Origin of the sequence: Pseudoxanthomonas sp. USHLN014 (assembly GCF_037153335.1) — a bacterium.
GTDB lineage: Bacteria > Pseudomonadota > Gammaproteobacteria > Xanthomonadales > Xanthomonadaceae > Pseudoxanthomonas_A > Pseudoxanthomonas_A winnipegensis.
In genome coordinates this window covers 202,246-225,049 of record NZ_JBBCKO010000008.1, presented here as the reverse complement: position 1 = coordinate 225,049, position 22,804 = coordinate 202,246, and the positions used below count along the sequence as shown (strand labels likewise).

Here is a 22,804-nt window from a genome sequence, read left to right as displayed (position 1 = left end):
CGCCCGGGCCCCAAACGACACGGGCGCCCGAAGGCGCCCGCATCCAATCACCATCCGCCGCCTACCAACCCAAAGCCTCCGGAGATCTCCCTACCGTCGTTCCCGCGAACGCGGGAATGCCGGCTCCCACCTTTAGAGCGGAGCTTGCTCCGCTGGGGCCTCCCCCACGAACCGAACGAAGAGCAGCGGAGCAAGCTCCGCTCTACAGGCACGCCGCCGCGAGATTTGAGCAGACAGCTGCTCCCGCCCGTGGCGACGCCTCAATCCGCCCAGCTGCCCGACTTGGTCGACACCGGCAGCACCTGCGCCGAGAGCTGCTTGTCCTGGCCCAGCACGCCGATCGCATCGCCCAGGATGGCCGCCGACTCGTGCAGCAGCGGATCGGGACGCTTGTCGGCCAGCTTCTCGCGCGCGGCATCCTTGACGATGTCGCGCTCGCTCGCGCCCAGGCCGTCGTCGGCCAGATCGCCGGCCAGCGGGTCCAGCGGCATGCCCAGCTTCTTGCGTTCTTCCTGGCGCGACTTGCGCTGGGCTTCCTGGCGATCGCGTTCGGCCAGGCGCTCGGCCTCGTTGAGCGTCACGTACTTCTTGGCCTTCTCGGCGCGGAACTGGGCCACGTCCTCGGACCACCACTGGTATTCCAGGTCGTTCTTGACCCGTGCGTCGTGCAGGGCCTCCAGCTTCGGCAGCAGCGGGGCGAAGTTGCCGTACTGGGTGTGGCTGACCGGCGCGATCTTGGTCCACGGCAGCGCGTTGTCGTAGGTGTCCTCGCCGTACTCGGTCGCATCGATGCTGGCCGGGAAGGCGATGTCCGGCACCACACCCTTGTGCTGGGTGCTGCCGCCGGCCACGCGGAAGAACTGGGCGATGGTCAGCTTCAGCTGGCCGAAGCGCTTGCCGCCCTCGTTGGCCGGCCAGCGGTCCAGGTCGACCAGGTTCTGCACGGTGCCCTTGCCGAAGCTGGTCTCACCGATCACCAGGCCACGGCCGTAGTCCTGGATGGCGCCGGCGAAGATCTCCGAGGCCGAGGCCGAGCCGCGGTTGATCAGCACCGCCAGCGGCCCGTCCCAGGACACGCCCGGGGTGGTGTCGCCGCTGACCGACACGCGGCCGCCGGATTCGCGCACCTGCACCACCGGGCCCTGGTCGATGAACAGCCCGGTCAGATCGACCGCCTCGTCCAGCGAACCGCCGCCGTTGTTGCGCAGGTCCATCACAACACCGTCGATGTGCTGGCCCTTGAAGCCGTCCAGCAGCTTGCGCACGTCGCGCGTGGCCGAGGTGTAGTTGTTCGGATCGCGGCGACGGCCCTCGAAGTCCTGATAGAACGCCGGCAGCTTGATCACGCCGATGCGCCGCTCCGGCGTGCTACCAGAGGCCGGCAGCGTCACGATCTCGCTCTTGGCGGCCTGCTCGGCCAGCTGCACCTTGTCGCGCACGATGGTCACCGTGCTGTGCGGCCCGTCCATGCCCGCCTCCGGCGCGATGAACTCCAGGCGCACGCGGGTGCCCTTCTTGCCGCGGATCAGATCGACCACATCGTCGGTGCGCCAGCCGATCACGTCGGTGAAGGCGCCATCGCTGCCCTGGGCCACGCCGACGATGCGCGCACCGGGCTGCAGCTTCTTGGACAGGTCGGCCGGGCCGCCCGGGACGATCTCGCGGATCACCACCGTGTCGTCCTGGCGCTGCAGCACCGCGCCGATGCCTTCCAGCGACAGCGACATCTGCTGGTTGAACTGCTCGGCCGTCTTAGGCGTGAAGTAGTCGGTATGCGGATCCACCGCCGAGGTGTAGGCGTTGAGGAAGGTCTGGAACACGTCCTCGCTGTCCAGCTCGTCCACGCTGCGCTGGATATTGGCGTAGCGCTTGTCCAGCGTCTGGGCGATGGCGTCGGGCTTCTTGCCGGCCATCTTCAGCCGCAGCCAGTCGTTCATCACCGACTTGCGCCAGATCGCGTCGAGCTCGGCGCTGTCCTTGGCCCACGGCGCCTTCTCGCGGTCGTACTCCCAGCGCTCGTGGGTGGTGAAATCGAAGTCCGGCTTCTTCAGCAGGCTGCGCGCATAGGCCACCCGCTCGCCGACGCGCTGGCGGTAGACCTGGAAGATGTCGTAGGCCGGCGAGAGCTGGCCGCTCTTGATCGCATCGTCCAGCCGCGTGGACAGCGGCATGAAGCCCTCGATGTCCTTGGCGGTGAAGAACTGCTTGCCGCCGTCCAGCGCATCCAGGTAGCGCTTGTAGACGTCCTGGGACAGCGCATCGTCCAGCGCGCGCGGGCGGTAGGCGTAACGGCTGTCGGACAGCAGGCCGTAGACCAGCTTGGAGGTGGTGGACTGGTCGGCGGTCGGCCCCATCGGCACCACGCTGGTGCTGGCCGGCTTGCTGGGTGTCGCGTCAGGCCGCGCCAGCAGCGCCACCGGGGCAGTCAGGGCCAGGGCCAGCAGGGTCAGGGTGAGCTTGGCTTTCATTCGATGGACTCGCGGCCGCGGGGCCGGTGGAAGCGTGTGGGGAAAGATGCGTGGAACGTTGACAACGCCACAGTGCCGAAAGTTGCGCGGGCTGTCACGCACGATGCGAGCCTAGGGGGGAGGCGGTTCCGCAATGTGAACGCGCCCGCACAAGGCGTCCATACGACACCGCCGCCAGGCTTAAGGGCCAGGCGGCGGGACAGGGTGCTGCGCGGGTCGGGGCTGGAGGCGCGGATCAGGCGGCCACGCCCGCGCCGGCGGCCTGCTGGTCGGCGTGGTAGGACGAGCGCACCATCGGGCCCGAAGCGACGTGGCTGAAGCCCAGCTCGTAGCCGTAGACCTCCAGGGCCTTGTAGTCCTCCGGCGTCCAGTAGCGCAGCACCGGGTGGTGGTGCGGGGTGGGCTGCAGGTACTGGCCGATGGTGATCATGTCCACCTCGTGCGCGCGCAGGTCGCGCATGGTGGCCTGGATCTGCTCGAAGGTCTCGCCCAGGCCTAGCATGATGCCGGACTTGGTCGGGATCTCCGGGTGCTGGGCCTTGAACTGCTTGAGCAGGGTCAGCGACCACTGGTAGTCCGCGCCCGGACGGACGTTGCGGTACAGGTCCGGCACGGTCTCGATGTTGTGGTTGAACACGTCCGGCGGATTGGTCGCCAGGATCTCCAGCGCGCGCTCCATGCGGCCCTTGCCGCGGAAGTCGGGCGTCAGGATCTCGATGCGGGTGCCGGGCGACTTCTCGCGGATCGCGCCGATGCAGTCGACGAAATGCTGGGCCCCGCCGTCGCGCAGGTCGTCGCGGTCCACGCTGGTGACCACGACGTACTTCAGGCCCATGTCGGCCACGGTGTTGCCCAGGCTGGCCGGCTCGTTGGCATCGGGCGGCTTGGGCCGGCCGTGGGCCACGTCGCAGAACGAGCAGCGGCGGGTGCAGACCTCGCCCAGGATCATGAAGGTCGCCGTGCCGTGGCCGAAGCACTCATGGATGTTCGGGCAGCTGGCCTCTTCGCAGACGGTGACCAGGCGGTTCTCGCGCAGCTTGGCCTTGAGGTTGGCCACGGCGTTGCCCGAGGGGATGCGCACGCGGATCCAGGAGGGCTTGCGCAGCACCGGCGCGTCGGCGAACTGCACCGGCGAGCGGCCGATCTTGTCGCCGCCCAGCTGCTTGGCGCCGGTCTCCAGCGAGGCGGCGGCGGTGGGCGCAGTGACGACCTGCAACGGGATCTGGCGGGGAGCGGGCGTGTCCATGGCGTCATTCTATCGCCTGGGCCCCGCCCCCGCCGCCGCGCGCGTCCCGCCCCACGGAACGCAGCAATGCGATGCGGGAGTCGGGAGCCGGGAGGTGGTGGAAGGTGGGAGCCGCCATGGCGGCGATGAGGCTCCACCGACGATGCCCATCGCCGCCGTCGCCCCCCACCGAAGCCGCAACGCCCACACGGCCGGCCGTCGACCCAAAAAACAGGCAATAAAAAGCCCGAAACAGCTTGCGCCAGTTCCGGGCCTGCTCCCTCCCCCACGTCGGGATGCGGGTCAATCCTGCGCCCCCCGCGAGGACATTGCACGCTGCAGTGCAAAACGAACGCCTGCTGCAAGCTGAACCTCAATCCAGGTAGCCCGGCTGGGCCTCGTACCAGCGCTTGGCGCCCAGCACGTGGAAGGTATGCGCGCCATTGCGCAGCTCTACCGCCGCGCCCAGCACGCCCCAGCGCGCGTAGAGATCGCCCTGGGCCTTGTCGCGGCCCTGCAGGCGGAAGCGCCCGACCAGGTCGAAGCGGTCGTTGCGCGCGTCGATATCGTCCAGCACCAGGTCGTGCTGGCGCCAGCGTACGCGCGTGGACGCCCGCACCGTGCCGGCATCGACCAGCTTGACCATCCAGCCCGGGTAATCGCGATCCTGCGAGAACAGGTCCAGCAAGAAGCCCACGTCCTTCATCTGCGTAGACACCGTGCCCTGCACCGCCAGGCGCTCGTCGGCCACGTCCATCTGCGCGCGCGGCAGCGACACGTTGGCCCACCAGCCGCTGCGGCTCAGCCCGGCGTGGGCGAAGCTGATGTTCTTCAGCGCGACCGTGCTGCCATCGACGGCGAACCGCTGGCGCTGCAGGTCGGCGCGCTTGAGCCGCAGGTCCACGTCCACATCGCCGCGCATCGCCAGCCCCGCCGCGCGCACCTGGGCCGCGCGCGCGGCGATGCGCACCTGGCCGTTGCCCGCCTGGCCGGCCGCATCCAGCGCCAGCTGACCGGTCAGCGTGCCCGAGCCGCCGTCGAAGCGCAGATGGTCATTGGGCAGGAAGCGGTTGTACGCCCGCAGGTCCGGCACCTGGGCATTGGTGAAGGTCGCCTGCGCCTTGAGCGACTCGCGCGCCTTGGCCAGGTCGGCGTCGCTGTCGGTATGGAGCTTGAGGTCCTTGCCGCGGATGTAGGGCCGCTTGAGCTGGTCGATCGCGGCGACGCTGTAGTCGGTCAGCGCCACGTCCACGCGCGAGCGCGGCCGCCCGCCCTCGCCGGCTTCCAGCCGCGCCTTGGCGCTGCCGGTGCCGGTCACGCGCTGGGCCACCACGTCGGCCTGCGCCTGCACGTGCGGGATCTCCAGGTGGCTGCCCACGGCCAGCACGCCGTGGTCCAGCGTGACATCGCCCTGCACCCGCCCGGCGCCGTCCAGCGACAGCCAGGGCACGTTGACGAACAGCGAGGTGACCCACTTGAGTGAACTGAACTGCCATTGCCCGGCCAGCCGCCCGGACGTGCGCGGCAGCAGCGTGCGCGGCTGCTCGAACGGGATCCGGGTGCCATCGGCGCGCAGGTCCGCGTCGAGCGCCAGCACGCCGTCGGTCTGCGGCGGCATGTTGGCCTTCAGATGCAGATCGCGGTCGACCGAGAGCTGGGCGGTGAGCGTGCTGCGATGCACCTGCCCGTGCACGTCGGTGATCATCACCGGCATGCGCCAGGACAGCACGCCGCCCGGGGCCAGCTCGGCCTGCACCAGCTTCAGCGCCCCCTGCACGCGGCCCTGGCCGGGCTGCAGGGTCAGTTCGAGCTTGCCCGCGTCGCTCTGCCGGGCCGCCAGCGCCGGCGTGCCGCCGGCCACGTCGAGCGCGATGCGCATGCGCCGCAGCTTCTGGATGCCCTTGGCCTGGGCGCGCGTGGTCGGGGTCATCGCGAACTCGCTGCCCAGCGTGGCGTCCTCCAGCAGCGCGACCTGGCCATAGCCCAGGCGCAGATGTTCGAAGTGCGCGGTGGAGGGCAGCAGCTCGGCCGGGCCGCCGCGCAGGCGCTTGGTGAAGCCCACCTTGGCCTTGCCCTGCCCCTCCAGCGTCAAGGGCCCGAGCGTGCCGCCGCGCACGCTGTCGCTGGTGATGGCCGGGAAGTTGAGCAGCCAGCCCCCCGGGCGCACCGGCGGCGGCGGGATCTCCTGCGCCACGCTGGCGATCTGCCCGGTCACCTCGGTTGCGCGCACGCGCGGCACATAGACTTCCTTGTGCACCAGGTTGAGCAGCGAAATGTGCCCGGCCACGCGGTCGGCCTGCATGGTCCACACCACGCGCCCGACATGGCCGCGCAGCGACACCTTCCACAGCACGATCTCGCCCGGCCACCAGGTCAGCGCCGGGCCCCAGTGCATGGCGAACTTCTCCGGCTTGCGGTTGACGCTCCACGGCCCCAGCGGCGTGTTGAGGTAGAGATTGCCGGCGACCAGATAGGCCGCGTAGCAGCCCAGCAGCAGCCAGGCCAGGCGCCGCATCCAGCGGCGCAAGGGGGATGGACGGCGCTGGGCCGTCGCGGCGTCGGAAGCGTTCATCGGGCCAAGCATGCCCGACGCGTGTGTTCAGGACGTATGCGCGGCCGGCGGCGACCGCCGGGCCGCGCGCGCGGTCATGCGGCCTGCGCGATCCGACGGGCGCGACGCGCCCGCACGCCGGCGGCCAGGCGCTCGAGCACGGCCACCGAATCGTCCCAGCCGATGCAGCCGTCGGTGATGCTCTGGCCATAGGTCAGCGGCTGACCCTCGATCAGGTCCTGGCGGCCGCCCACCAGATGGCTTTCCACCATCACCCCGACGATGCGCTCCTCGCCGGCGGCCAGCTGGGCCACCAGATCCTCGACGACCTTGGGCTGGTTCTCCGGCTTCTTGCCGCTGTTGGCGTGGCTGGCATCGATCATCAGGCGCGGCGCCAGGCCGTTGTGCGCCAGCACCTCGCTGGCGGCCTGCACGCTGGCCGCATCGAAGTTGGGCACCTTGCCGCCGCGCAGGATCACGTGGCAGTCGGGATTGCCGGTGGTCGAGGCGATCGCCGACTGGCCGTGCTTGGTCACGGCCAGGAAATGATGCGGATGCGAGGCCGCGCCGACCGCGTCCACCGCGATCTTCACATCGCCGCTGGTGCCGTTCTTGAAGCCCACCGGGCAGGACAGGCCGCTGGCCATCTCGCGGTGGATCTGGCTCTCGGTGGTGCGCGCGCCGATCGCGCCCCAGGCCACCAGGTCGGAGATGTACTGCGGCGAGATCACGTCCAGGTACTCGCAGCCGGCCGGCAGGCCGAGCAGGTTGATCTCGCGCAGCAGGCTGCGCGCGGTGGCCAGGCCCTCGTTGATGCGGAAGCTGCCGTCCAGCCGCGGGTCGTTGATCAGGCCCTTCCAGCCCACCGTGGTGCGCGGCTTCTCGAAGTACACGCGCATGATGATTTCCAGTTCGCCGCCCAGCGCATCGCGCAGCGGGCGCAGCCGGCGCGCGTAGTCCATCGCCGCGGCCGGGTCGTGGATCGAGCAGGGGCCGATCACCACCGCCAGACGGTCGTCGCGGCCGTGCAGGATCTCGTGCAGCGCCGCGCGCGCGGCGGCGACGGTGTCGGAGGCGACGTCATCGCAGGGAAACTCCGTCATCAGCTCGGCCGGGGTATGCAGGGGCTCGATCTTGCGGATGCGCAGGTCGGAAGTGAGCGGGGCCATCTTGAAGTCTCGTGTCGTCGGATCGGTGGGGTACGTGGACCGCCGGGCTGGCAACAAAAAAGCCGCCAGGGTTGCTGGCGGCTTTCGGGATGCGTCTGAAGGGTTTCTTCAGGGTGAACGCGCTCCTTCCTCCGCCTGTGGCTTCGGAAACCAAAAGTAATAGCGGGCGCGGGGTGCGTTCATGGGCAGCATTGATACCACGGCTTTTGCGCCGGCGCGACTGTTTCATCGGCAACTCAGGCAATGCGCGATCGGGCCGATCCTTCGCCGCATGATTCAATGCCGCCCATGCCTGCCCCTCCCCGACTGGAAGATCTGCGCCGCTACGCGGTCGCGCGCAGCCTGTTCACCCCGACCACGCTGGCCGGCGCGATCACGAAGCTGGGCTTCGTCCAGGCCGATCCGATCCGCGCCCCGGCGCGCGCGCAGGACCTGATCCTGCGGCATCGGGTCAAGGACTATCGCGCCGGCGACCTGGAGCGTCGCTACGCGCGGCTGCAGGTGGAAGAGGACTTCCTGGTCAACTACGGCTTCCTGCCACGTCCCCTGCTGGCACTGCTGCATCCGCGCCAGGTCAAAGCCGCCTGGGACGGGCAGACCCGGCGACGGGCCAACGCGGTGTTGGCCTTCGTTCGTGAGCACGGCGCGGTGCATCCGCGCCAGGTCGAGCAGCACTTCGCCCATGGCCGCGTGCGCAACTACTGGGGCGGCTCGAGCAATGCCACCACCCAGCTGCTCGACGGCCTGCATTACCGCGGCCTGCTGCGGGTCAAGCGGCGCGACAGCGGCACGCGGGTCTACGAGGCCGTGGCGCATGCGCCGGCGGACGACGCGCCGGCCGCCCGCGCCGAACGCGCCGCGGCGCTGCTCGACCTGGTGGTGCGCAAGTACGCGCCGCTGCCCGCCGCCAGCCTGGGCTACCTGGCGCGCCTGCTCGGCGGCGGCGCGCCGCATCTGAGCGACGAACTGCGCGATGCCCTGCGCCTGGCGCGCGAGCGCCTGGCCCAGGTGCGCATCGACGGCACCGACTGGTACTGGCCCGCCGACGAATATCCGCGAGCGCGCCGTTATCGCTTCGACGAGCAGCTACGCCTGCTGGCGCCCTTCGACCCCATCGTCTGGGACCGGCGCCGCTTCAGCCTGTTCTGGGACTGGACCTACAAGTTCGAGGCCTATACCCCCGCTGCCCGGCGTCAGTTCGGCTACTACGCCCTGCCGATGCTCTGGCGCGGGCAGGTGATCGGCTGGGCGAACCTGACCTGGCGCGAGGGCCAGCTGGAGGCCGCGACCGGCTATGCGGCGGGCACGGCGCCCAGCGAGGCGGCCTTCGGCCAGGCGCTGGATGAGGAGCTTGCACGCATGCGCCAGTTCCTTGCACCGCGCTGAGGTCGCCAAGGGACGGGCGCAGCGCGGTCGACGCCGGAGAAACGAAAAGACCCCGCCTCGCGGCGGGGTCCTTGTCGTACAGCAGCAGCGGTGAGGCTGCGCGGCGGACTTAGAAGTCCATGCCGCCCATGCCACCCATGCCACCGCCCGGCGGCATCGCCGGCTCTTCCTTCTTCGGCGACTCGGCCACCATGGCTTCGGTGGTGATCATCAGGCCGGCGATGGACGCGGCGTTCTGCAGCGCGGTGCGGGTCACCTTGGTCGGATCCAGGATGCCGAACTCGACCATGTCGCCGAACTCGCCGTTGGCAGCGTTATAGCCGAAGTTGCCCGAACCGTCCTTGACCTTGTTGACGATCACGGAGGGCTCTTCACCGGCGTTGGTGACGATCTCGCGCAGCGGGGCTTCCATGGCGCGCAGGGCGATCTGGATGCCGTGGTTCTGGTCTTCGTTGATGCCCTTGATCTCGCCGATGTTGGCCTTGGCGCGGATCAGCGCGACGCCGCCGCCCGGGACCACGCCTTCTTCCACCGCAGCGCGTGTGGCGTGCAGGGCGTCTTCGACGCGGGCCTTCTTTTCCTTCATCTCGATCTCGGTGGAGGCACCGACCTTAATCACGGCCACGCCGCCGGCCAGCTTGGCCACGCGTTCCTGCAGCTTCTCGCGGTCGTAGTCCGAGGAGGTCTCCTCGATCTGCGCCTTGATCTGCTTGATGCGCGACTCGATGCCCGCGGTATCGCCGGCGCCGTCGATGATGGTGGTGTTCTCCTTGGACACCTGCACCTTCTTGGCGCGGCCCAGATCCTTGATCGTGGCCTTCTCCAGCGACAGGCCCACTTCCTCGGAGATCACGGTGCCGCCGGTCAGCACGGCCATGTCTTCCAGCATCGCCTTGCGACGGTCGCCGAAGCCCGGCGCCTTGACGGCCACGACCTTGACGATGCCGCGGATGGTGTTGACCACCAGGGTCGCCAGGGCCTCGCCCTCGACTTCCTCGGCCACGATCAGCAGCGGCTTGCCGGCCTTGGCCACGCCCTCGAGGACGGGCAGCAGGTCACGCACGTTGGAGATCTTCTTGTCGTGCAGCAGGATGAACGGGTCGTCCAGGTCGGCCGACTGGCTCTGCTGGTTGTTGATGAAGTACGGCGAGAGATAGCCGCGGTCGAACTGCATGCCCTCGACCACGTCCAGCTCGTTCTCCAGGCCCGAGCCTTCCTCGACGGTGATCACGCCTTCCTTGCCGACCTTCTTCATCGCCTCGGCGATGATGTTGCCGATCGACTCGTCCGAGTTGGCCGAGATCGTGCCGACCTGGGCGATGGCCTTGTCGTCGGCGGTGGGCTTGGAGATGTTCTTCAGCTCGGCGACGGCGGCGGTCACGGCCTTGTCGATACCGCGCTTGAGGTCCATCGGGTTCATGCCGGCGGCGACGGCCTTCATGCCTTCGCGGATGAAGGCCTGGGCCAGCACGGTGGCGGTGGTGGTGCCGTCACCGGCGTTGTCGGAGGTCTTGGAAGCGACCTCCTTGACCATCTGCGCGCCCATGTTCTCGAACTTGTCGGCCAGTTCGATCTCCTTGGCGACGGACACGCCGTCCTTGGTGATCGTCGGGGCGCCGTAGCTCTTCTCCAGCACGACGTTGCGGCCCTTCGGGCCCAGGGTGGCCTTGACGGCATTGGCGAGCACGTTCACGCCGCGCACCATGCGCGAGCGGGCGTCTTCACCGAAACGAATGTCCTTGGCAGCCATTGCGTATTACCTCGATTGTTCTTGGATGATGGGGATGAGAGAAAGCGGACGTCGCGCCGGCCTTAGCCGATGGTCGCGAAGATGTCGTCTTCCTTCACCACCAGGTACTCGGTGCCGTCCAGCTTCACTTCCGTGCCGCTGTACTTGCCGAACAGGACCTTGTCGCCGACCTTGACCTGCGGGGCGCGCACCGAACCGTTGTCCAGGATCTTGCCGGCGCCGACGGCGACGACCTCACCCTTGATCGGCTTCTCGGTGGCCGAGTCGGGGATCACGATGCCGCCCGCGGACAGCTTTTCTTCTTCCATACGCTTGATGACCACGCGGTCGAACAGCGGCTTGATGTTGCTCATGTCAATCCTCTTAAGTGATTGATTGGACTAGGAAAGGGCCGGCGATGTTAGCACTCGCCCATGACGAGTGCCAGCACACCGGGAACGCCAAGACCCAGCGCCAGGACGGCTCGGGGGGCTGACAGGGCAGATGGGGCGCTCGGGCAGGCCTTTCAAGGCGGCCGGCGAGAATTTCTTGCGAAGGCGCCTGCGGCGGACGGGGCGATCAGGCGCCGCCAAAAAAAGAAGCGCACGCATGTGCGGCATGCGTGCGCTTCATAGGGAATGGTTGTGGAATCCGATTCCGTCGCGCCTTGACGTGCGCCAACTCCCCCCGCCGACGTCCTGTCAGTGCCAGCGTCCTGCCGGCAGGCATAGAGATACCAATGCGGTTGGGCGAAGCCAAGCCTGTAGCCGGCCTAAACGCAGGAAAACTAGTGAGCACAAGGCGCGCAATCCCGCCGAAACCCTTTGTTAGCGCGCTATGGAAAACTTTTGGTTACCAAAAGCGCACCACGTATGCCTATTTTTGGTCACTACGTTAGTATCACTATCCTTTTCCATTCCGATCCGTGGAACGCTTGGCTATGGTCACAAAAGTTTCTGGATGGCGATCGCCACGGAGAGGTTTGATGGATGCACCCGAGCGAGTCCGCATGGCGCGGCGCCTTGCCGGTCTCTCGCAAAGTCAGTTGGCAGAATCCGTCGGGGTGCAGCGCAGCGCCGTGAGCCATTGGGAGTCCCCCAAGGGCAAGAGTCCCAGTGTCTCGCACCTGCGTGAAGTGGCGCTGGCGACGGGCACGCAGTTCGAGTGGCTGGCCACCGGCCGCGGCGCGATGACGCTCTCGCGCGAGGTGGAACTGGATTCGATCGCCACCGCCGAGGCCATCCTGGTCGAGGACCCGCTGGAGTTCCGCCTGGTGCGCGCCTTTCGCGAGGCGCCGCTGAAGGCGCGCCTGTCGTTGCTGGAAGTGATGGAAACCCTGGCCCTGCAGCGCACCGGACGCCCCCGCACCCGCGGTCCCGGCCGCCCGGGCGGCGACGCGCGCGGCGGCTGAGCGATCCGGCCCGGCCCGCGGCGCGCGGGCGGCGATCGACCTCAGGCCCGGTGCCGGGAAGGCCCAGACACCGGATCGGCGGCAAGCCCATGCCCCTTGCAACACAGTGGCGCCGCCTGCGGGACCGGCCGCTCCGCTAAGCTTGGCCGCATGTCGCTGATCTCCCGTCTGGCCCGTCCGCTGGCCCTGCTCGCCCTGCTCGTCCCCACCCTGCCGGCCACGGCGGCCGACCCGTCCGAGCTGCTGCCGGTCGACCAGGCCTTCGTGCTGGGCGCCCAGGGCAAGCCGGACGGCATCGCCCTGCACTGGAAGATCGCCGACGGCTATTACCTGTACCGGCAGCGGATCTCGGTGGAGGCGCAGGGCGGCGGGTTCACGGCCGGCGCGCTGCAGCTGCCGGACGGGGACAAGCACGTCGACGAGTTCTTCGGGCCGGTGGAGACCTACCGCAAGCAGCTCGATGCGCTTCTGCCGGGCAAGGCCACGACCGCTGGCCAGGTCACGCTGAAGGTGCGCTACCAAGGCTGCGCCGATGCCGGGCTGTGCTATCCGCCGCAGACCCGCACGCTGCAGGTGGCGGTTCCGGCGGCCGCCGCGTCCGGCGCCGGCACCGGACTGGGCCTGCCGCTCGGCGGCGCCGCGGCCGGGGGATCGACGCTGCTGGGCACGCAGGCCGCCGTGCCGGGCGCCGCCGATGCGGCGCCCCTGCCCGAGGCGCAGGCCTTCGCCTTCGAGGCCATCGCCGACGGCGGCAATCAGCTGCTACTGCGCTTCACCCCGGCCAAGGGCTATTACCTGTACCGCGACCGCACCCAGCTGGCGCTGCACGGCGCCGAGGGGTTGTCGCTGGGCGCGCCGCGCTGGCCGCCGGGCAAGGCCCATCGCGACGAGCACTTTGGCGAGGTCACGGTGTACTTCGACCAGGTCGAGGTGCCGGTGCCTGTGATCCGCGACCGCGCCGACGCGGCCAAGGCCACGCTGGAGGTCACCTTCCAGGGCTGCCAGACCGATGGCATCTGCTATCCGCCGATGACCCGCCAGGTCGCGCTTGCGCTGCCGGCCGGCACGGTGACGCCGCCCGAGGCGCGCGCCGTCGCGCTGGCCGCACCGGTGGCGCTGGAAGCCGGCACCGCTGCCCCGGCGGCAACGCCGCCGGCTCCGGCCGAGGTGCCACGTTCGACCCCGCCGCCGGAGGCGCTGGCGCGCGCCGACCAGGGCGCCGGCGGCGCGTCCGGCTGGGCGCTGGCGCTGGTCGCGGCCTTGCTGGGCGGACTGATCCTCAACGTGATGCCGTGCGTGCTGCCGGTGCTCTCGCTCAAGGCCTTGTCCCTGGCCGAGAGCGGACGCGGCCGGGCGCGGGCCGGCGCCCTGGCCTATACCGCCGGCGTGCTGCTGAGCTTCCTGCTGGTCGGCGGCGTCGCGCTGGCCCTGCGCGCCACCGGGCAGGCGCTGGGCTGGGGCTTCCAGCTGCAGCAGCCGCTGGTCACCGGCGCGCTGGCCTATCTGATGTTCGCCGTGGGCCTGAGCCTGTCGGGCGTGTTCGCCGTCGGCTACGGGCTGGCCGGTGTCGGCCGCGGGCTGACCGAGCGCGGCGGGCTGTCCGGCGATTTCTTCACCGGCGTGCTGGCGGTGGTGGTGGCCAGCCCGTGCACGGCGCCGTTCATGGGCTCGGCGCTGACCTTCGCCTTCGCCGCGCCCGTGCCGGTCGCGCTGGCGGTGTTCGCGCTGCTGGGCCTGGGCCTGGCGCTGCCGTTCCTGCTGATCGGGCTGGTGCCGGCGCTGGCCGCGCGCCTGCCGCGCCCGGGCGCGTGGATGGACACGCTCAAGCAGGTGCTGGCCTTCCCGATGTATCTGACCGCGGTGTGGATGCTGTGGGTGCTGGGCAAGCAGCGCGGCATCGACGCGGTCGGCCTGGCCCTGATCGGCCTGGTGGTGCTGGCACTGGGGCTGTGGGCGTTCCAGCGCGTGCGCTTCCAGACCGCGCCGCTGCGGCGCGGCCTGGCGGTGGTGGTGCTGATCGCCTCGCTGGTACCACTGGTGCTGCTGCACCGGCTGCCCGCCGCGAGCACGCCCGCGGCCACCGCGGCGGCCGACGGGGCCGAGCCCTATTCGCCGCAGCGCCTGGACGCGCTGCGCAAACAGGGCCAGGTGGTCTTCGTCGACATGACCGCCGATTGGTGCGTGACCTGCAAGGCCAACGAGAAGGCCGTGCTGTCGGGGGATGACTTCAAGCAGGCGATGCAGTCGGCCGGCGCGGTGCTGATGCGCGGCGACTGGACCAATGTCGATCCGCAGATCACCGCCTTCCTGCAGGCGCACAAGGCGGTGGGCGTGCCGCTGTACGTGGTGTTCCCGAAGAGCGGCGGCGAGGGCGAGGTGCTGCCCACCGTGCTGACCACGCCGATGGTGCGCGACGCCCTGCAGCGGGCCTCGGCACGGTGAGCGCCCGGGTGGTGCTGGTGGCCGTGGCCGCCGGCGTGCTCGGCGTCGCCGCCGGGTGGTGGTGGCAGGGCGCCGGTTTGCGGCGCCCTGCCACAGAAGCACCTTCCCCTGCTCCCGCCACGCCCACGGTGCCGATGGCCGCGGTCGGCGAGGCGATGCCCGCCCTCGTCCTGCCCGACCCGCACGGCAAGTCCGTCGATCTGGCGCAGCTGGCCGGCGGTCGACCGCTGCTGATCAACGCCTGGGCCAGCTGGTGCGCGCCCTGCGTCAAGGAGATGCCGGAGCTCGACCGCTTCGCCGCGGCCCAGGGCGCGCGCGGCGTGCAGGTGGTCGGCCTGGCGCTGGACAGCGCGCAGAACGTGCTGCAGTTCCTGCAGCGCGTGCCGGTGCGCTATGCGCTGGTGCTGGACACGCCCGGCCCGGCCGATGCCAGCGTCCGGCTGGGCAACCGGGCCGGCGTGCTGCCCTACAGCGTGCTGGTCGGCGCCGATGGCCGCATCCTGCGGCAGAAGGTCGGGCCCTTCGCCGACGGCGAGATCGAGCGCTGGATCGGCGCTGCGGCGCCGGCGGCCGCGCAAATTCAAACGCGCGATTAAATCGCCGCAAAGTTCGGCGAACTGGACAGCATTGCCAGCTTCCTCCAGACTGCCGCCTCCTCGCGGAGCGCGCCATGGCCGACCAGCAGCATCGATCCCTTCGCCGCGCAGCCTGGCCCCGCGTCTGCACGCCGGCGGCCACGGCCGCACCAGCGCGCGCCTGCCGCGCCTGATCCGCGCCCCCGGCCCATCCGCCGGGCCCGCCACCTCCTCCTTATCGCGTTCAACCACCGAGGCCTTTCATGGACCTGCGCAAGATCAAGAAACTCATCGACCTGCTGGAAGAATCCAATCTCGCCGAAATCGAGATCAAGGAAGGCGAGGAGTCCGTCCGACTGGCCCGCGTGCCCAAGGGCGGCTACGCCGCACCCGCCGCCGCGCCGCTGAGCTATGCCGCCGCGCCCGCGCCGGCCGAGGCCAAGGCCATGCCGATGAGCTCGCCCACCGAGGCCTCCACCGGCGGTGCGGCCAAGCCCGCCAGCGGCCTGCCCGAGGGCCACGTGCTGCGCTCGCCGATGGTCGGCACCTTCTACACCTCCCCGGCCCCGGACAAGCCGGCCTTCGTCACCGTCGGCCAGCAGGTCAAGGCCGGCGAGACGCTGGCCATCATCGAGGCGATGAAGATGTTCAACCCGATCGAGGCCGACCAGTCCGGCACCATCGTCGCGGTCATGTGCGAGAGCGGCCAGCCGGTGGAGTTCGATCAGCCGCTGTTTGTGATTGGCTAAAAGACAGGGATTGGGGATTCGTGATTCGGGATTCGCAGCCGCGACCGCACGAGCGCCTGGACGTCTGGCGCGACGCGATGACGTTGGTCGAATCGATCTACCGGATCACGGAGCACTTTCCCGACGCCGAGCGTTACGGACTCACCTCGCAAATGCGCAGAGCCGCCGTCAGCGTTCCTTCCAACATCGCCGAAGGCGCGGCGCGCCGCTCGACGACCGAGTACCTGCGCGTCCTGTCGATGGCCCGCGGTTCGCTCTCGGAACTGGATACCCAAGCCCAACTCGCCGCGCGACTCGGCTTCTGCGATGCGGACGCGTCACTGGCCGCGTTGCTCGACCGCGTCTTTTCCCGACTCAATGCCCTGATCCGTTCGCTGGACACCGCGCGCGCAACGCGCGAGGACGTCGCGGCTTACGAATCCCCAATCCCGAATCCCGAATCCCATGCTCGATAAAGTCGTCATCGCCAACCGTGGCGAGATCGCGCTGCGCATCCTGCGCGCGTGCCAAACCCTGGGCATCCGCACGGTCGCGGTCCACTCCACCGTCGATCGCAACCTCAAGCACGTGGCCATGGCCGACGAGTCGGTGTGCATCGGCCCGGCGCCCTCGGCCGAGAGCTACCTCAACATCCCGCGCCTGATCGCCGCGGCCGAGGTCACCGACGCCCAGGCCATCCATCCCGGCTACGGCTTCCTGTCGGAGAACGCCGACTTCGCCGAGCGCGTGGAGGAGTCCGGCTTCATCTTCATCGGCCCCAAGGCCGACACCATCCGCCTGATGGGCGACAAGGTCGAGGCCATCCGCGCGATGAAGTCGGCCGGCGTGCCGTGCGTGCCGGGCTCGGGCGGCCCGCTCGGCGATGACATCGTGACCAACACCAAGATCGCCCGCGAGATCGGCTATCCGGTGATCATCAAGGCGGCCGGCGGCGGCGGCGGGCGCGGCATGCGCGTGGTGCACGCCGAGGGCGCGCTGAAGTCCTCCATCGAGACCACCAAGGCCGAGGCCAAGGCAGCCTTCGGCAACGGCGAGGTCTATATGGAGAAGTACCTGGAGAATCCGCGCCACGTGGAGATCCAGGTGCTGGCCGACGGCCAGGGCAACGCCATCCACCTGGGCGAACGCGACTGCTCGATGCAGCGCCGCCACCAGAAGGTGGTCGAGGAAGCCCCGGCGCCGGGCATCACCCCGGCGCTGCGCGATGAGATCGGCAAGGTCTGCGTGGATGCGTGCATCCGCATCGGCTATCGCGGCGCGGGCACGTTCGAGTTTCTGTTCGAGGACGGGCGCTTCTACTTCATCGAGATGAACACCCGCATCCAGGTCGAGCATCCGGTCACCGAGATGGTCACCGGCATCGACCTGGTGTGCGAGCAGCTCAAGATCGCCGCCGGCCAGAAGCTGTCGATCAAGCAGAGCGACATCGTGTTGAACGGCCACGCCATCGAGTGCCGCATCAACGCCGAGGACCCGGAGACCTTCATGCCGCATCCGGGCCTGATCCAGCACTTCCATCCGCCGGGCGGCCCAGGCGTGCGCGTGGACACGCACATCTACGAGGGCTACCGCGTGCCGCCGAACTACGACTCGATGATCGGCAAGCTGATCGTGCACGGTCCCGACCGCGAGACGGCCATCGCGCGCATGCGCGTGGCGCTGAGCGAGACGGTGGTCGAAGGCATCCGCACCAACATCCCGCTGCAGCAGCGCATCATGCGCGACAAGGGCTTCCAGGCCGGCGGCCAGAACATCCACTACCTGGAAAAGCGCCTGGCCGAGCGCAAGACCAAGGCGATCTCGCTGACCTGATCGGTCAGCGCATCGCCCAAAAAAGTCTCCACCGCAACGCGCGGCCGGCAAGCGCACTTCGCCAACCAGCCTCGCCCCCTCCCTTTCGCCGTAGGCGAAGGGGAGGGCTGGGGTGGGGTGCTTTTGCTCTTCGCTTCTGTGGCTTGCCCGGTAAAGCCCCAACCCCTCCCCATCCCTCCCCTGCGCTGCGCGCAAGGGAGGGGGCCACAAGTCGACGCTCTCGCATCACTGATCGCGCTCTGCCCCCTCCCTTTCGCCGCAGGCGAAGGGGAGGGCCGGGGTGGGGTGCTGTTGCTGTTGCTTTGGCGGCTTCATCGGGAAAGCCCCGACCCCTCCCCATCCCTCCCCTGCACTGCGCGCAAGGGAGGGGGCCTCAAGTCGACGCCTTCCCGTCACTGATCGCGTTGTGCGCGAGGATGGGTTCGAGCGCCCCCGCAAAGCGAAGCCCTATGAACCAACGCGTGCAGCAGCGGGCCGGCGGGCGGGGGCCGCGCCTAGCGAGGCAGGATGCCGAGCGCCCGAATCAGGGCAGGATGCCCTGATTGAGGGATCAGCGGCCCCCGCCCGCCGGACCGCTGCCCTTCCGAAGCCAGAACCCCCAAACGCCCAGATCCATCGCTTGGGAGAGAGCCACAAAAAAGGCCGGCATTGCGCCGGCCTCTTCACTCCCGCCACTGCCGCAACAAGTGCGGCGCCAAGGACCCTCAGTGCTTGGTGGGCGCCGGCTGCGCGGTTCCCTGCAGCGGCTCGGTGCCGAGCGCCGAGCTGGGGCTGACCACCATCACCGTCTCGGTCGAGCCATCCGGCCAGACGATCTGGAAGGTCGAACCCGGCTGCAGCGAAGAGAACGGCATCCCGCTCTGCGCACGGTAGAGCGCCGCGATCTCGGCCGCGCCGGCACGGCGCGTATCGCGTTCGGAGGTCACCGACGTCAGCTGGATCTTGGACAGACCGCGGTAGCGCTCCTCGGCCGTGTCGAGGATCACGATCCCGACCGCACCGACGGTGTAGGCCACGAACAGCACGGCCCAGCCCCAGGTGCGCACGCCTTTCAGAAAACGCCGCTGCTTCATCTTGCTTCTCCTTGCCTGGTCGACTGCACCAGACGATTGACCATCGTGTCGATCGTGTCGGCGCCCTGGCGCGGCACGGCCGCGTCCATCACGAACGCCGGGAAATCCTGATTGGCATCGCGCGAGCAGATGCCGCCGTTGGCGCAATAGCGCGTCATCAGCGCGCTGCGCGGCCCGCACGCCAGCCCCAGCTTGCAGGCGGCCAGCTGCCAGGCCAGCTCGGCGAACGACGTGCCGGCCACCATGTCCTGATAGGTGTCATCGCCGCTGGCCGCCGCGCCCAGCGCGCCGGACAGCGCCAGATAAGCCTGCGGATCGCCCGCATCCAGCACACGCTGGACCAGCGCGCGCTTGTACGCCGCCGAAGACTCCAGCGGCTGGCCCAAGGCCAGCAGCGAGGCCTCGGCCGCCAGCTGCCCGCCGCGCGCGGCCTGCCGGCGCGCCGCGACGATGCGATCGCGGCTGACGCCATCGGCCGGCGAATAGCCGCTGCAGCGCGAACCCATGCGCGCGCGTGCCTGCGCCATCGCCGCGCCGGCCTGTCCGGCCAGGCCGGCGATGGCGCGCGTATCGGCGTCGAAAGCCTGCGGATCCTGCGCATAGCCGGCGCAGTACTCGTCGACCTGGCTGGCGACCCAGCGCGCCTGCACGTCGCCGGCGTCGGCCGCGACCTGCAGACGCTGGCGGTAGTCGTGCAGGTCCGGGACCTGTTCGAACGCGGCGGACAGATCGACCGGCAGACCGTGCAGCGGAATCGACGTCCCGCGCCGGGCCTGCTCCAGCGCCGACAGCGCCACGACCGGCAGGCTATGCAGCGGCGCCTGCGTACCGGCATCGGCCTCCAGCGCCGCATGCCGCGCACCGCGCGTGGCGGTCATCGCCCATGCCAGCGCCGCCGCCAGGGCCAGCCCGGCAGCGCAACGCATTGCAGTGCTGCGAAACACCAGATGCCTCATCGTCGAGACGACACGCGCGGGAAGCCAGAAAAGAGGCGTGACCGCCACCGGCGCAGGGCGCGGCGGGTCACGGCGGCCGGCAGTCTAGCCCATGCCCGGCGCCGGGTCCTCGCCCAGGCGCGGCAGAGCGGACCTGCGTCCCGGTTCTGGGCCTGCCTGAGGGCAATGGTCTAGCATGCCCGGTCCCCTTGCCCGCCTGACACGCCCATGCCGTTCCTCGAACTCTCCGTCCCCTGCAGCGAGGCCCGCCAGCCCCGCTACGAGACCGCGCTGGAGGACCTGGGCGCGCTCGCCGTGACCCTGGTCGATGCCGACGCCGAGACCAGCAACGAGCGCGCGATCCTGGAACCGGGCGTGGGCCAGACGCCGCTGTGGGAGGCGCTGGTGCTGACCGCGCTGTTCCCCGAGGAGACCGATGCTCTGGCCCTGCTGGCGGCGCTGGAGGCCTTCGATCCGGGGCTGGACTGGACCCAGGCGAGCTTCCGCATCGTCGCCGACCAGGACTGGGAACGCGCGTGGCTGGACCAGTTCCAGCCGATGGCCTTTGGCGCGCGCACCTGGATCGTGCCGTGGAACCATGACCTGCCCGAGGCCGCCCAGGCCGCCGACGCGGCCGTGGTCCGGCTGGACCCGGGGCTGGCCTTCGGCTCGGGCACGCACCCGACCACCGCGCTGTGCCTGCAGTGGCTGGACACGCTGGCTGGCGAAGGGCGGCTGCAGGGTCGGACCGTGCTCGACTTCGGCTGCGGCTCGGGGATCCTGGCGCTGGCCGCGCTGAAGCTGGGCGCCGAAGGCGCGGTGGGCGTGGACAACGACCCGCAGGCGCTGATCGCCACCCACGACAACGCCGAGCGCAACGCGGTGCAGGCGCGGCTGCAGGTGTTCCTGCCTGCCGACGAGCCGGTGCGCACCTATCCGGTGGTGGTGGCCAACATCCTGGCCTCGGCGCTCGATGCGCTGGCCGATACGCTGGCCGCGCGCGTGGCACCAGGCGGACGCCTGGCCATGAGCGGCATCCTGCACGGCCAGGAGGAGGAACTGCTGCAGCGCTACGCGCCGTGGTTCACCGAGCTGCGCGCTACCCGGATGGAGGACTGGATGCGCATCGACGGCGTGCGCCGCACCGGGGCCGCGCCGGCCTGAACATGCTTGAATAAGGCGATGAGCGCCTGCCCGCACTGCCATCTGCCGCTGCCGACCGAGCCGGGCAGCGGCGCGTGGCCGGCGCACTGCCCGCGCTGCGGCCAGGCGCTGGGCGAGGCGCCCGCGCGCGCGGCCAGCATCGCCAGCCTGCTGCGCGCGCCGCCGCAGGGCGAGGTGGGCCACTTCACCCGGCCCGCGCCGTCTTCCGACCCGCCCGCCGCACCGGCCGCGCCCGCTGCCGAAGCGCCGCGCGCCGTTCCCGAACACCTCCCCACAGAACCTCCGGCGGCCGCGCAGGCCGCCGTCGTGCAAGACCCTTCGATGATCGATCCCGACTCCCGCGATTCCACCACGACCGAAGCACCGACCGCCGACACGCCGCAGGCCGCCCCGAGCTTCCTGCGCACTGCGGCGCCGGTGGCACGGCCTCCGGTGCCGGGCTGGCAGTGGGCGATCCTGGCCGCGCTGGGCGCGCTGCTGGCGCTGCAGCTGCTGGTGGCCGATCGCGCGCGCCTGGCCCAGGACGCGGCCTGGCGCCCGACCCTGGAGCGACTGTGCGGCGCGCTGCGCTGCACGCTGCCGGCGTGGCAGCAGCCGCGCGACTACACCATGCTGACCCGCGACGTGCAGCCGATGGCCGATGCCGCCGGCATGCTGCGTGTGCGCGCCACCTTCCGCAACGACGCGCCGTGGCCGCAGCCGTGGCCGGCGATCGTCCTGTCGCTGTCCGACGCCGACGGCCGCGTGACCGGCGCACGCGCGCTGCTGCCCAGCGATTACCTCGAGCCTGGCCTGCGCGGGACAACGCTGGCCCCGGGCCAGAGCGGCCAGATGACCGTACCGGTGCGTGAACCGGACGGCGGCGCGGTTGCCTTCGCCTTCGAATTTCGCTGAACACGCGAAGAAGCGACGCAGCGCGCGTGCGCCCGCCGCGGCCACGCGCTAGACTCGCTCCCCCGCCGCGCTCCGCCTCGCGTGTCGAACGCCGGCCGGGTTCATTTCGATGCGACAAACATCCGGGGATGCCTTGAACGCCACGACCCGCCAGGACTCCAGTCGTGGCACGCCAAAGTCGCCGTTGCGCGAACACGTTGCCCAGTCGGTGCGCCGCTACCTGCGCGACCTCAACGGCTGCGAGGCCGACGACGTCTACGAGATCGTGCTGCGCGAGATGGAAATCCCGCTGTTCGTCGAAGTGCTCAACCATTGCGAAGGCAACCAGAGCCGCGCCGCGGCCCTGCTCGGCATCCATCGCGCCACGCTGCGCAAGAAGCTCAAGGACTACGGGCTGACCTGAGCGCTCGGTGGCCCATCGACATCCGGCGCGGCGCAGCACGCGCACGCTTTCGCTGACGATCCACATCGCGCGCACCCGGACGCGCGCCTGGCGCACCACGCGATCCACGCTGCGCACGGCGCAACAAGCAACAACCACGTCACACCCGCACTGCGAAGCCGGCCAAAAAGCGAACGGTCGAGCGGATCGTCGACCTGCATCTCTTGCGCACAGGCGTCGCGCAGATGGCGGAGCCAGCGGCGGCCAGCAACGCGCCATCGGCATGGCAGGAACGCCTGCCACGACAGGCCGGCGGCATGAACGCTCGCCAAGGTTCCCAAACCCGATGGATAGGCAGAGGCATCCGACATGATCGACCACACCGGCATCGCCGTCAGCGACTACGAGAGAAGCAAGGCCTTCTACACCCAGGCGCTCGCGCCCCTGGGCTACCGTCTGCTCATGGAAGTGAGCGCGGAACTGACGGGCAGCCACGACATGGCCGGCTTCGGGGAGCCGCCCAAGACCGACTTCTGGATCAGCAGCGGCGGCCCCAACCGGCCGGCGATCCACATCGCGTTCCGGGCCGCCGACCGCGCGGCGGTCGATGCCTTCCATGCCGCGGCCCTGGCGGCAGGCGGCATCGACAACGGGGGCCCGGGCGTGCGGCCGCACTATCACCCCCACTACTACGGCGCCTTCGTGCGCGACCCGGACGGCTACAACATCGAAGCGGTCTGCCACTCGGCACCCGCCTGATCACCCGCGCGCTGCGGGGCATGGACCGCGAAGCCACTGCCTGGCAGCGGCGCGAGCCGGGACAGCCCGGCGGCAGCCAC

Annotated in this window: 19 protein-coding genes; 11 read left to right on the top strand and 8 right to left on the bottom strand. The window is 70.0% G+C overall.

What is annotated here, in order from left to right; translation table 11 throughout:
* Window positions 1-260: 260 nt before the first annotated feature.
* From WFQ05_RS15360 to WFQ05_RS15345, 4 genes are all read right to left on the bottom strand, one after another.
* Complete coding sequence (locus WFQ05_RS15360; RefSeq protein WP_337054451.1) at window positions 261-2,468, bottom strand: carboxy terminal-processing peptidase; 2,208 nt, start codon at window positions 2,466-2,468, stop codon at window positions 261-263.
* 235 nt (window positions 2,469-2,703) lie between these two features.
* Window positions 2,704-3,714, bottom strand: a complete 1,011-nt coding sequence (gene lipA, locus WFQ05_RS15355) for a lipoyl synthase (protein ID WP_130516636.1) — start codon at window positions 3,712-3,714, stop codon at window positions 2,704-2,706.
* A gap of 352 nt (window positions 3,715-4,066) precedes the next feature.
* Window positions 4,067-6,265 carry a hypothetical protein gene (locus WFQ05_RS15350; protein ID WP_337054450.1) on the bottom strand — a complete coding sequence of 733 codons (2,199 nt, stop codon included), beginning with the start codon at window positions 6,263-6,265 and terminating at the stop codon, window positions 4,067-4,069.
* 74 nt (window positions 6,266-6,339) lie between these two features.
* Window positions 6,340-7,413 carry a 3-deoxy-7-phosphoheptulonate synthase gene (locus WFQ05_RS15345; RefSeq protein WP_306995598.1) on the bottom strand — a complete coding sequence of 358 codons (1,074 nt, stop codon included), beginning with the start codon at window positions 7,411-7,413 and terminating at the stop codon, window positions 6,340-6,342.
* Between the two features lie 288 nt (window positions 7,414-7,701).
* Here WFQ05_RS15345 and WFQ05_RS15340 point away from each other — a divergent pair, with 288 nt between their 5' ends.
* Window positions 7,702-8,799 carry a crosslink repair DNA glycosylase YcaQ family protein gene (locus WFQ05_RS15340; RefSeq protein WP_337054449.1) on the top strand — a complete coding sequence of 366 codons (1,098 nt, stop codon included), beginning with the start codon at window positions 7,702-7,704 and terminating at the stop codon, window positions 8,797-8,799.
* A gap of 109 nt (window positions 8,800-8,908) precedes the next feature.
* Here the strand turns inward: WFQ05_RS15340 and groL are convergent, their stop codons facing one another.
* Window positions 8,909-10,549 (bottom strand): chaperonin GroEL, encoded by a 1,641-nt coding sequence (gene groL / locus WFQ05_RS15335; protein ID WP_130516578.1) that lies wholly within the window; start codon window positions 10,547-10,549, stop codon window positions 8,909-8,911.
* Window positions 10,550-10,611: 62 nt separating this feature from the next.
* Entirely contained in the window at window positions 10,612-10,902 is a 291-nt protein-coding gene (gene groES / locus WFQ05_RS15330; protein ID WP_130516576.1) for a co-chaperone GroES, read from the bottom strand.
* Window positions 10,903-11,513: 611 nt separating this feature from the next.
* Between groES and WFQ05_RS15325 the strand changes: the two genes are divergently transcribed.
* From WFQ05_RS15325 to accC, 6 genes are all read left to right on the top strand, one after another.
* Complete coding sequence (locus WFQ05_RS15325; protein ID WP_165403037.1) at window positions 11,514-11,939, top strand: helix-turn-helix transcriptional regulator; 426 nt, start codon at window positions 11,514-11,516, stop codon at window positions 11,937-11,939.
* A gap of 150 nt (window positions 11,940-12,089) precedes the next feature.
* A complete protein-coding gene (locus WFQ05_RS15320; protein ID WP_337054448.1) occupies window positions 12,090-14,381 on the top strand; it encodes a protein-disulfide reductase DsbD in 2,292 nt (763 codons plus the stop codon).
* Window positions 14,378-14,977, top strand: a complete 600-nt coding sequence (locus WFQ05_RS15315; RefSeq protein WP_337054447.1) for a TlpA disulfide reductase family protein — start codon at window positions 14,378-14,380, stop codon at window positions 14,975-14,977. The genes WFQ05_RS15320 and WFQ05_RS15315 overlap by 4 nt, the downstream gene beginning before the upstream one ends.
* A 242-nt stretch (window positions 14,978-15,219) precedes the next feature.
* The gene (accB, locus tag WFQ05_RS15310; protein ID WP_337054445.1) at window positions 15,220-15,705 is read left to right on the top strand and encodes an acetyl-CoA carboxylase biotin carboxyl carrier protein; all 486 of its coding nucleotides are present in this window, start codon (window positions 15,220-15,222) and stop codon (window positions 15,703-15,705) included.
* Window positions 15,706-15,725: 20 nt separating this feature from the next.
* Window positions 15,726-16,160 carry a four helix bundle protein gene (locus tag WFQ05_RS15305; protein WP_337054444.1) on the top strand — a complete coding sequence of 145 codons (435 nt, stop codon included), beginning with the start codon at window positions 15,726-15,728 and terminating at the stop codon, window positions 16,158-16,160.
* The gene (gene accC, locus WFQ05_RS15300) at window positions 16,150-17,517 is read left to right on the top strand and encodes an acetyl-CoA carboxylase biotin carboxylase subunit (RefSeq protein ID WP_130516567.1); all 1,368 of its coding nucleotides are present in this window, start codon (window positions 16,150-16,152) and stop codon (window positions 17,515-17,517) included. Before WFQ05_RS15305 ends, accC begins: the two co-directional genes overlap by 11 nt.
* 704 nt (window positions 17,518-18,221) lie before the next feature.
* Here accC and WFQ05_RS15295 read toward each other — a convergent pair.
* Both WFQ05_RS15295 and WFQ05_RS15290 read right to left on the bottom strand, forming a co-directional pair.
* Window positions 18,222-18,590: a hypothetical protein gene (locus tag WFQ05_RS15295; RefSeq protein WP_337054443.1), complete on the bottom strand. Its 369-nt coding sequence runs from the start codon at window positions 18,588-18,590 to the stop codon at window positions 18,222-18,224.
* Complete coding sequence (locus WFQ05_RS15290; protein ID WP_337054442.1) at window positions 18,587-19,516, bottom strand: hypothetical protein; 930 nt, start codon at window positions 19,514-19,516, stop codon at window positions 18,587-18,589. Before WFQ05_RS15290 ends, WFQ05_RS15295 begins: the two co-directional genes overlap by 4 nt.
* 237 nt (window positions 19,517-19,753) lie before the next feature.
* On the opposite strand from WFQ05_RS15290, the gene prmA reads away from it, so the two are divergent.
* From prmA to WFQ05_RS15270, 4 genes are all read left to right on the top strand, one after another.
* A complete protein-coding gene (gene prmA, locus WFQ05_RS15285; RefSeq protein ID WP_337054441.1) occupies window positions 19,754-20,689 on the top strand; it encodes a 50S ribosomal protein L11 methyltransferase in 936 nt (311 codons plus the stop codon).
* An 18-nt stretch (window positions 20,690-20,707) separates the two neighbouring features.
* The gene (locus WFQ05_RS15280) at window positions 20,708-21,583 is read left to right on the top strand and encodes a DUF3426 domain-containing protein (protein ID WP_130516563.1); all 876 of its coding nucleotides are present in this window, start codon (window positions 20,708-20,710) and stop codon (window positions 21,581-21,583) included.
* A gap of 133 nt (window positions 21,584-21,716) precedes the next feature.
* Window positions 21,717-21,986 carry a DNA-binding transcriptional regulator Fis gene (gene fis / locus WFQ05_RS15275; RefSeq protein WP_130516561.1) on the top strand — a complete coding sequence of 90 codons (270 nt, stop codon included), beginning with the start codon at window positions 21,717-21,719 and terminating at the stop codon, window positions 21,984-21,986.
* A 348-nt stretch (window positions 21,987-22,334) separates the two neighbouring features.
* Window positions 22,335-22,724: a VOC family protein gene (locus tag WFQ05_RS15270; RefSeq protein ID WP_337054440.1), complete on the top strand. Its 390-nt coding sequence runs from the start codon at window positions 22,335-22,337 to the stop codon at window positions 22,722-22,724.
* The last annotated feature ends 80 nt before the right edge of the window (window positions 22,725-22,804 follow it).

Coding starts and splice junctions, on each gene's coding strand:
- WFQ05_RS15360 (WP_337054451.1), bottom strand. CDS start 2,468: ATGAAAGCCAAGCTCACCCTGACCCTGCTGGCCCTGGCCCTGACTGCC.
- lipA (WP_130516636.1), bottom strand. CDS start 3,714: ATGGACACGCCCGCTCCCCGCCAGATCCCGTTGCAGGTCGTCACTGCG.
- WFQ05_RS15350 (WP_337054450.1), bottom strand. CDS start 6,265: ATGAACGCTTCCGACGCCGCGACGGCCCAGCGCCGTCCATCCCCCTTG.
- WFQ05_RS15345 (WP_306995598.1), bottom strand. CDS start 7,413: ATGGCCCCGCTCACTTCCGACCTGCGCATCCGCAAGATCGAGCCCCTG.
- WFQ05_RS15340 (WP_337054449.1), top strand. CDS start 7,702: ATGCCTGCCCCTCCCCGACTGGAAGATCTGCGCCGCTACGCGGTCGCG.
- groL (WP_130516578.1), bottom strand. CDS start 10,549: ATGGCTGCCAAGGACATTCGTTTCGGTGAAGACGCCCGCTCGCGCATG.
- groES (WP_130516576.1), bottom strand. CDS start 10,902: ATGAGCAACATCAAGCCGCTGTTCGACCGCGTGGTCATCAAGCGTATG.
- WFQ05_RS15325 (WP_165403037.1), top strand. CDS start 11,514: ATGGATGCACCCGAGCGAGTCCGCATGGCGCGGCGCCTTGCCGGTCTC.
- WFQ05_RS15320 (WP_337054448.1), top strand. CDS start 12,090: ATGTCGCTGATCTCCCGTCTGGCCCGTCCGCTGGCCCTGCTCGCCCTG.
- accB (WP_337054445.1), top strand. CDS start 15,220: ATGGACCTGCGCAAGATCAAGAAACTCATCGACCTGCTGGAAGAATCC.
- accC (WP_130516567.1), top strand. CDS start 16,150: ATGCTCGATAAAGTCGTCATCGCCAACCGTGGCGAGATCGCGCTGCGC.
- WFQ05_RS15295 (WP_337054443.1), bottom strand. CDS start 18,590: ATGAAGCAGCGGCGTTTTCTGAAAGGCGTGCGCACCTGGGGCTGGGCC.
- WFQ05_RS15290 (WP_337054442.1), bottom strand. CDS start 19,516: ATGCGTTGCGCTGCCGGGCTGGCCCTGGCGGCGGCGCTGGCATGGGCG.
- prmA (WP_337054441.1), top strand. CDS start 19,754: ATGCCGTTCCTCGAACTCTCCGTCCCCTGCAGCGAGGCCCGCCAGCCC.
- WFQ05_RS15280 (WP_130516563.1), top strand. CDS start 20,708: ATGAGCGCCTGCCCGCACTGCCATCTGCCGCTGCCGACCGAGCCGGGC.
- WFQ05_RS15270 (WP_337054440.1), top strand. CDS start 22,335: ATGATCGACCACACCGGCATCGCCGTCAGCGACTACGAGAGAAGCAAG.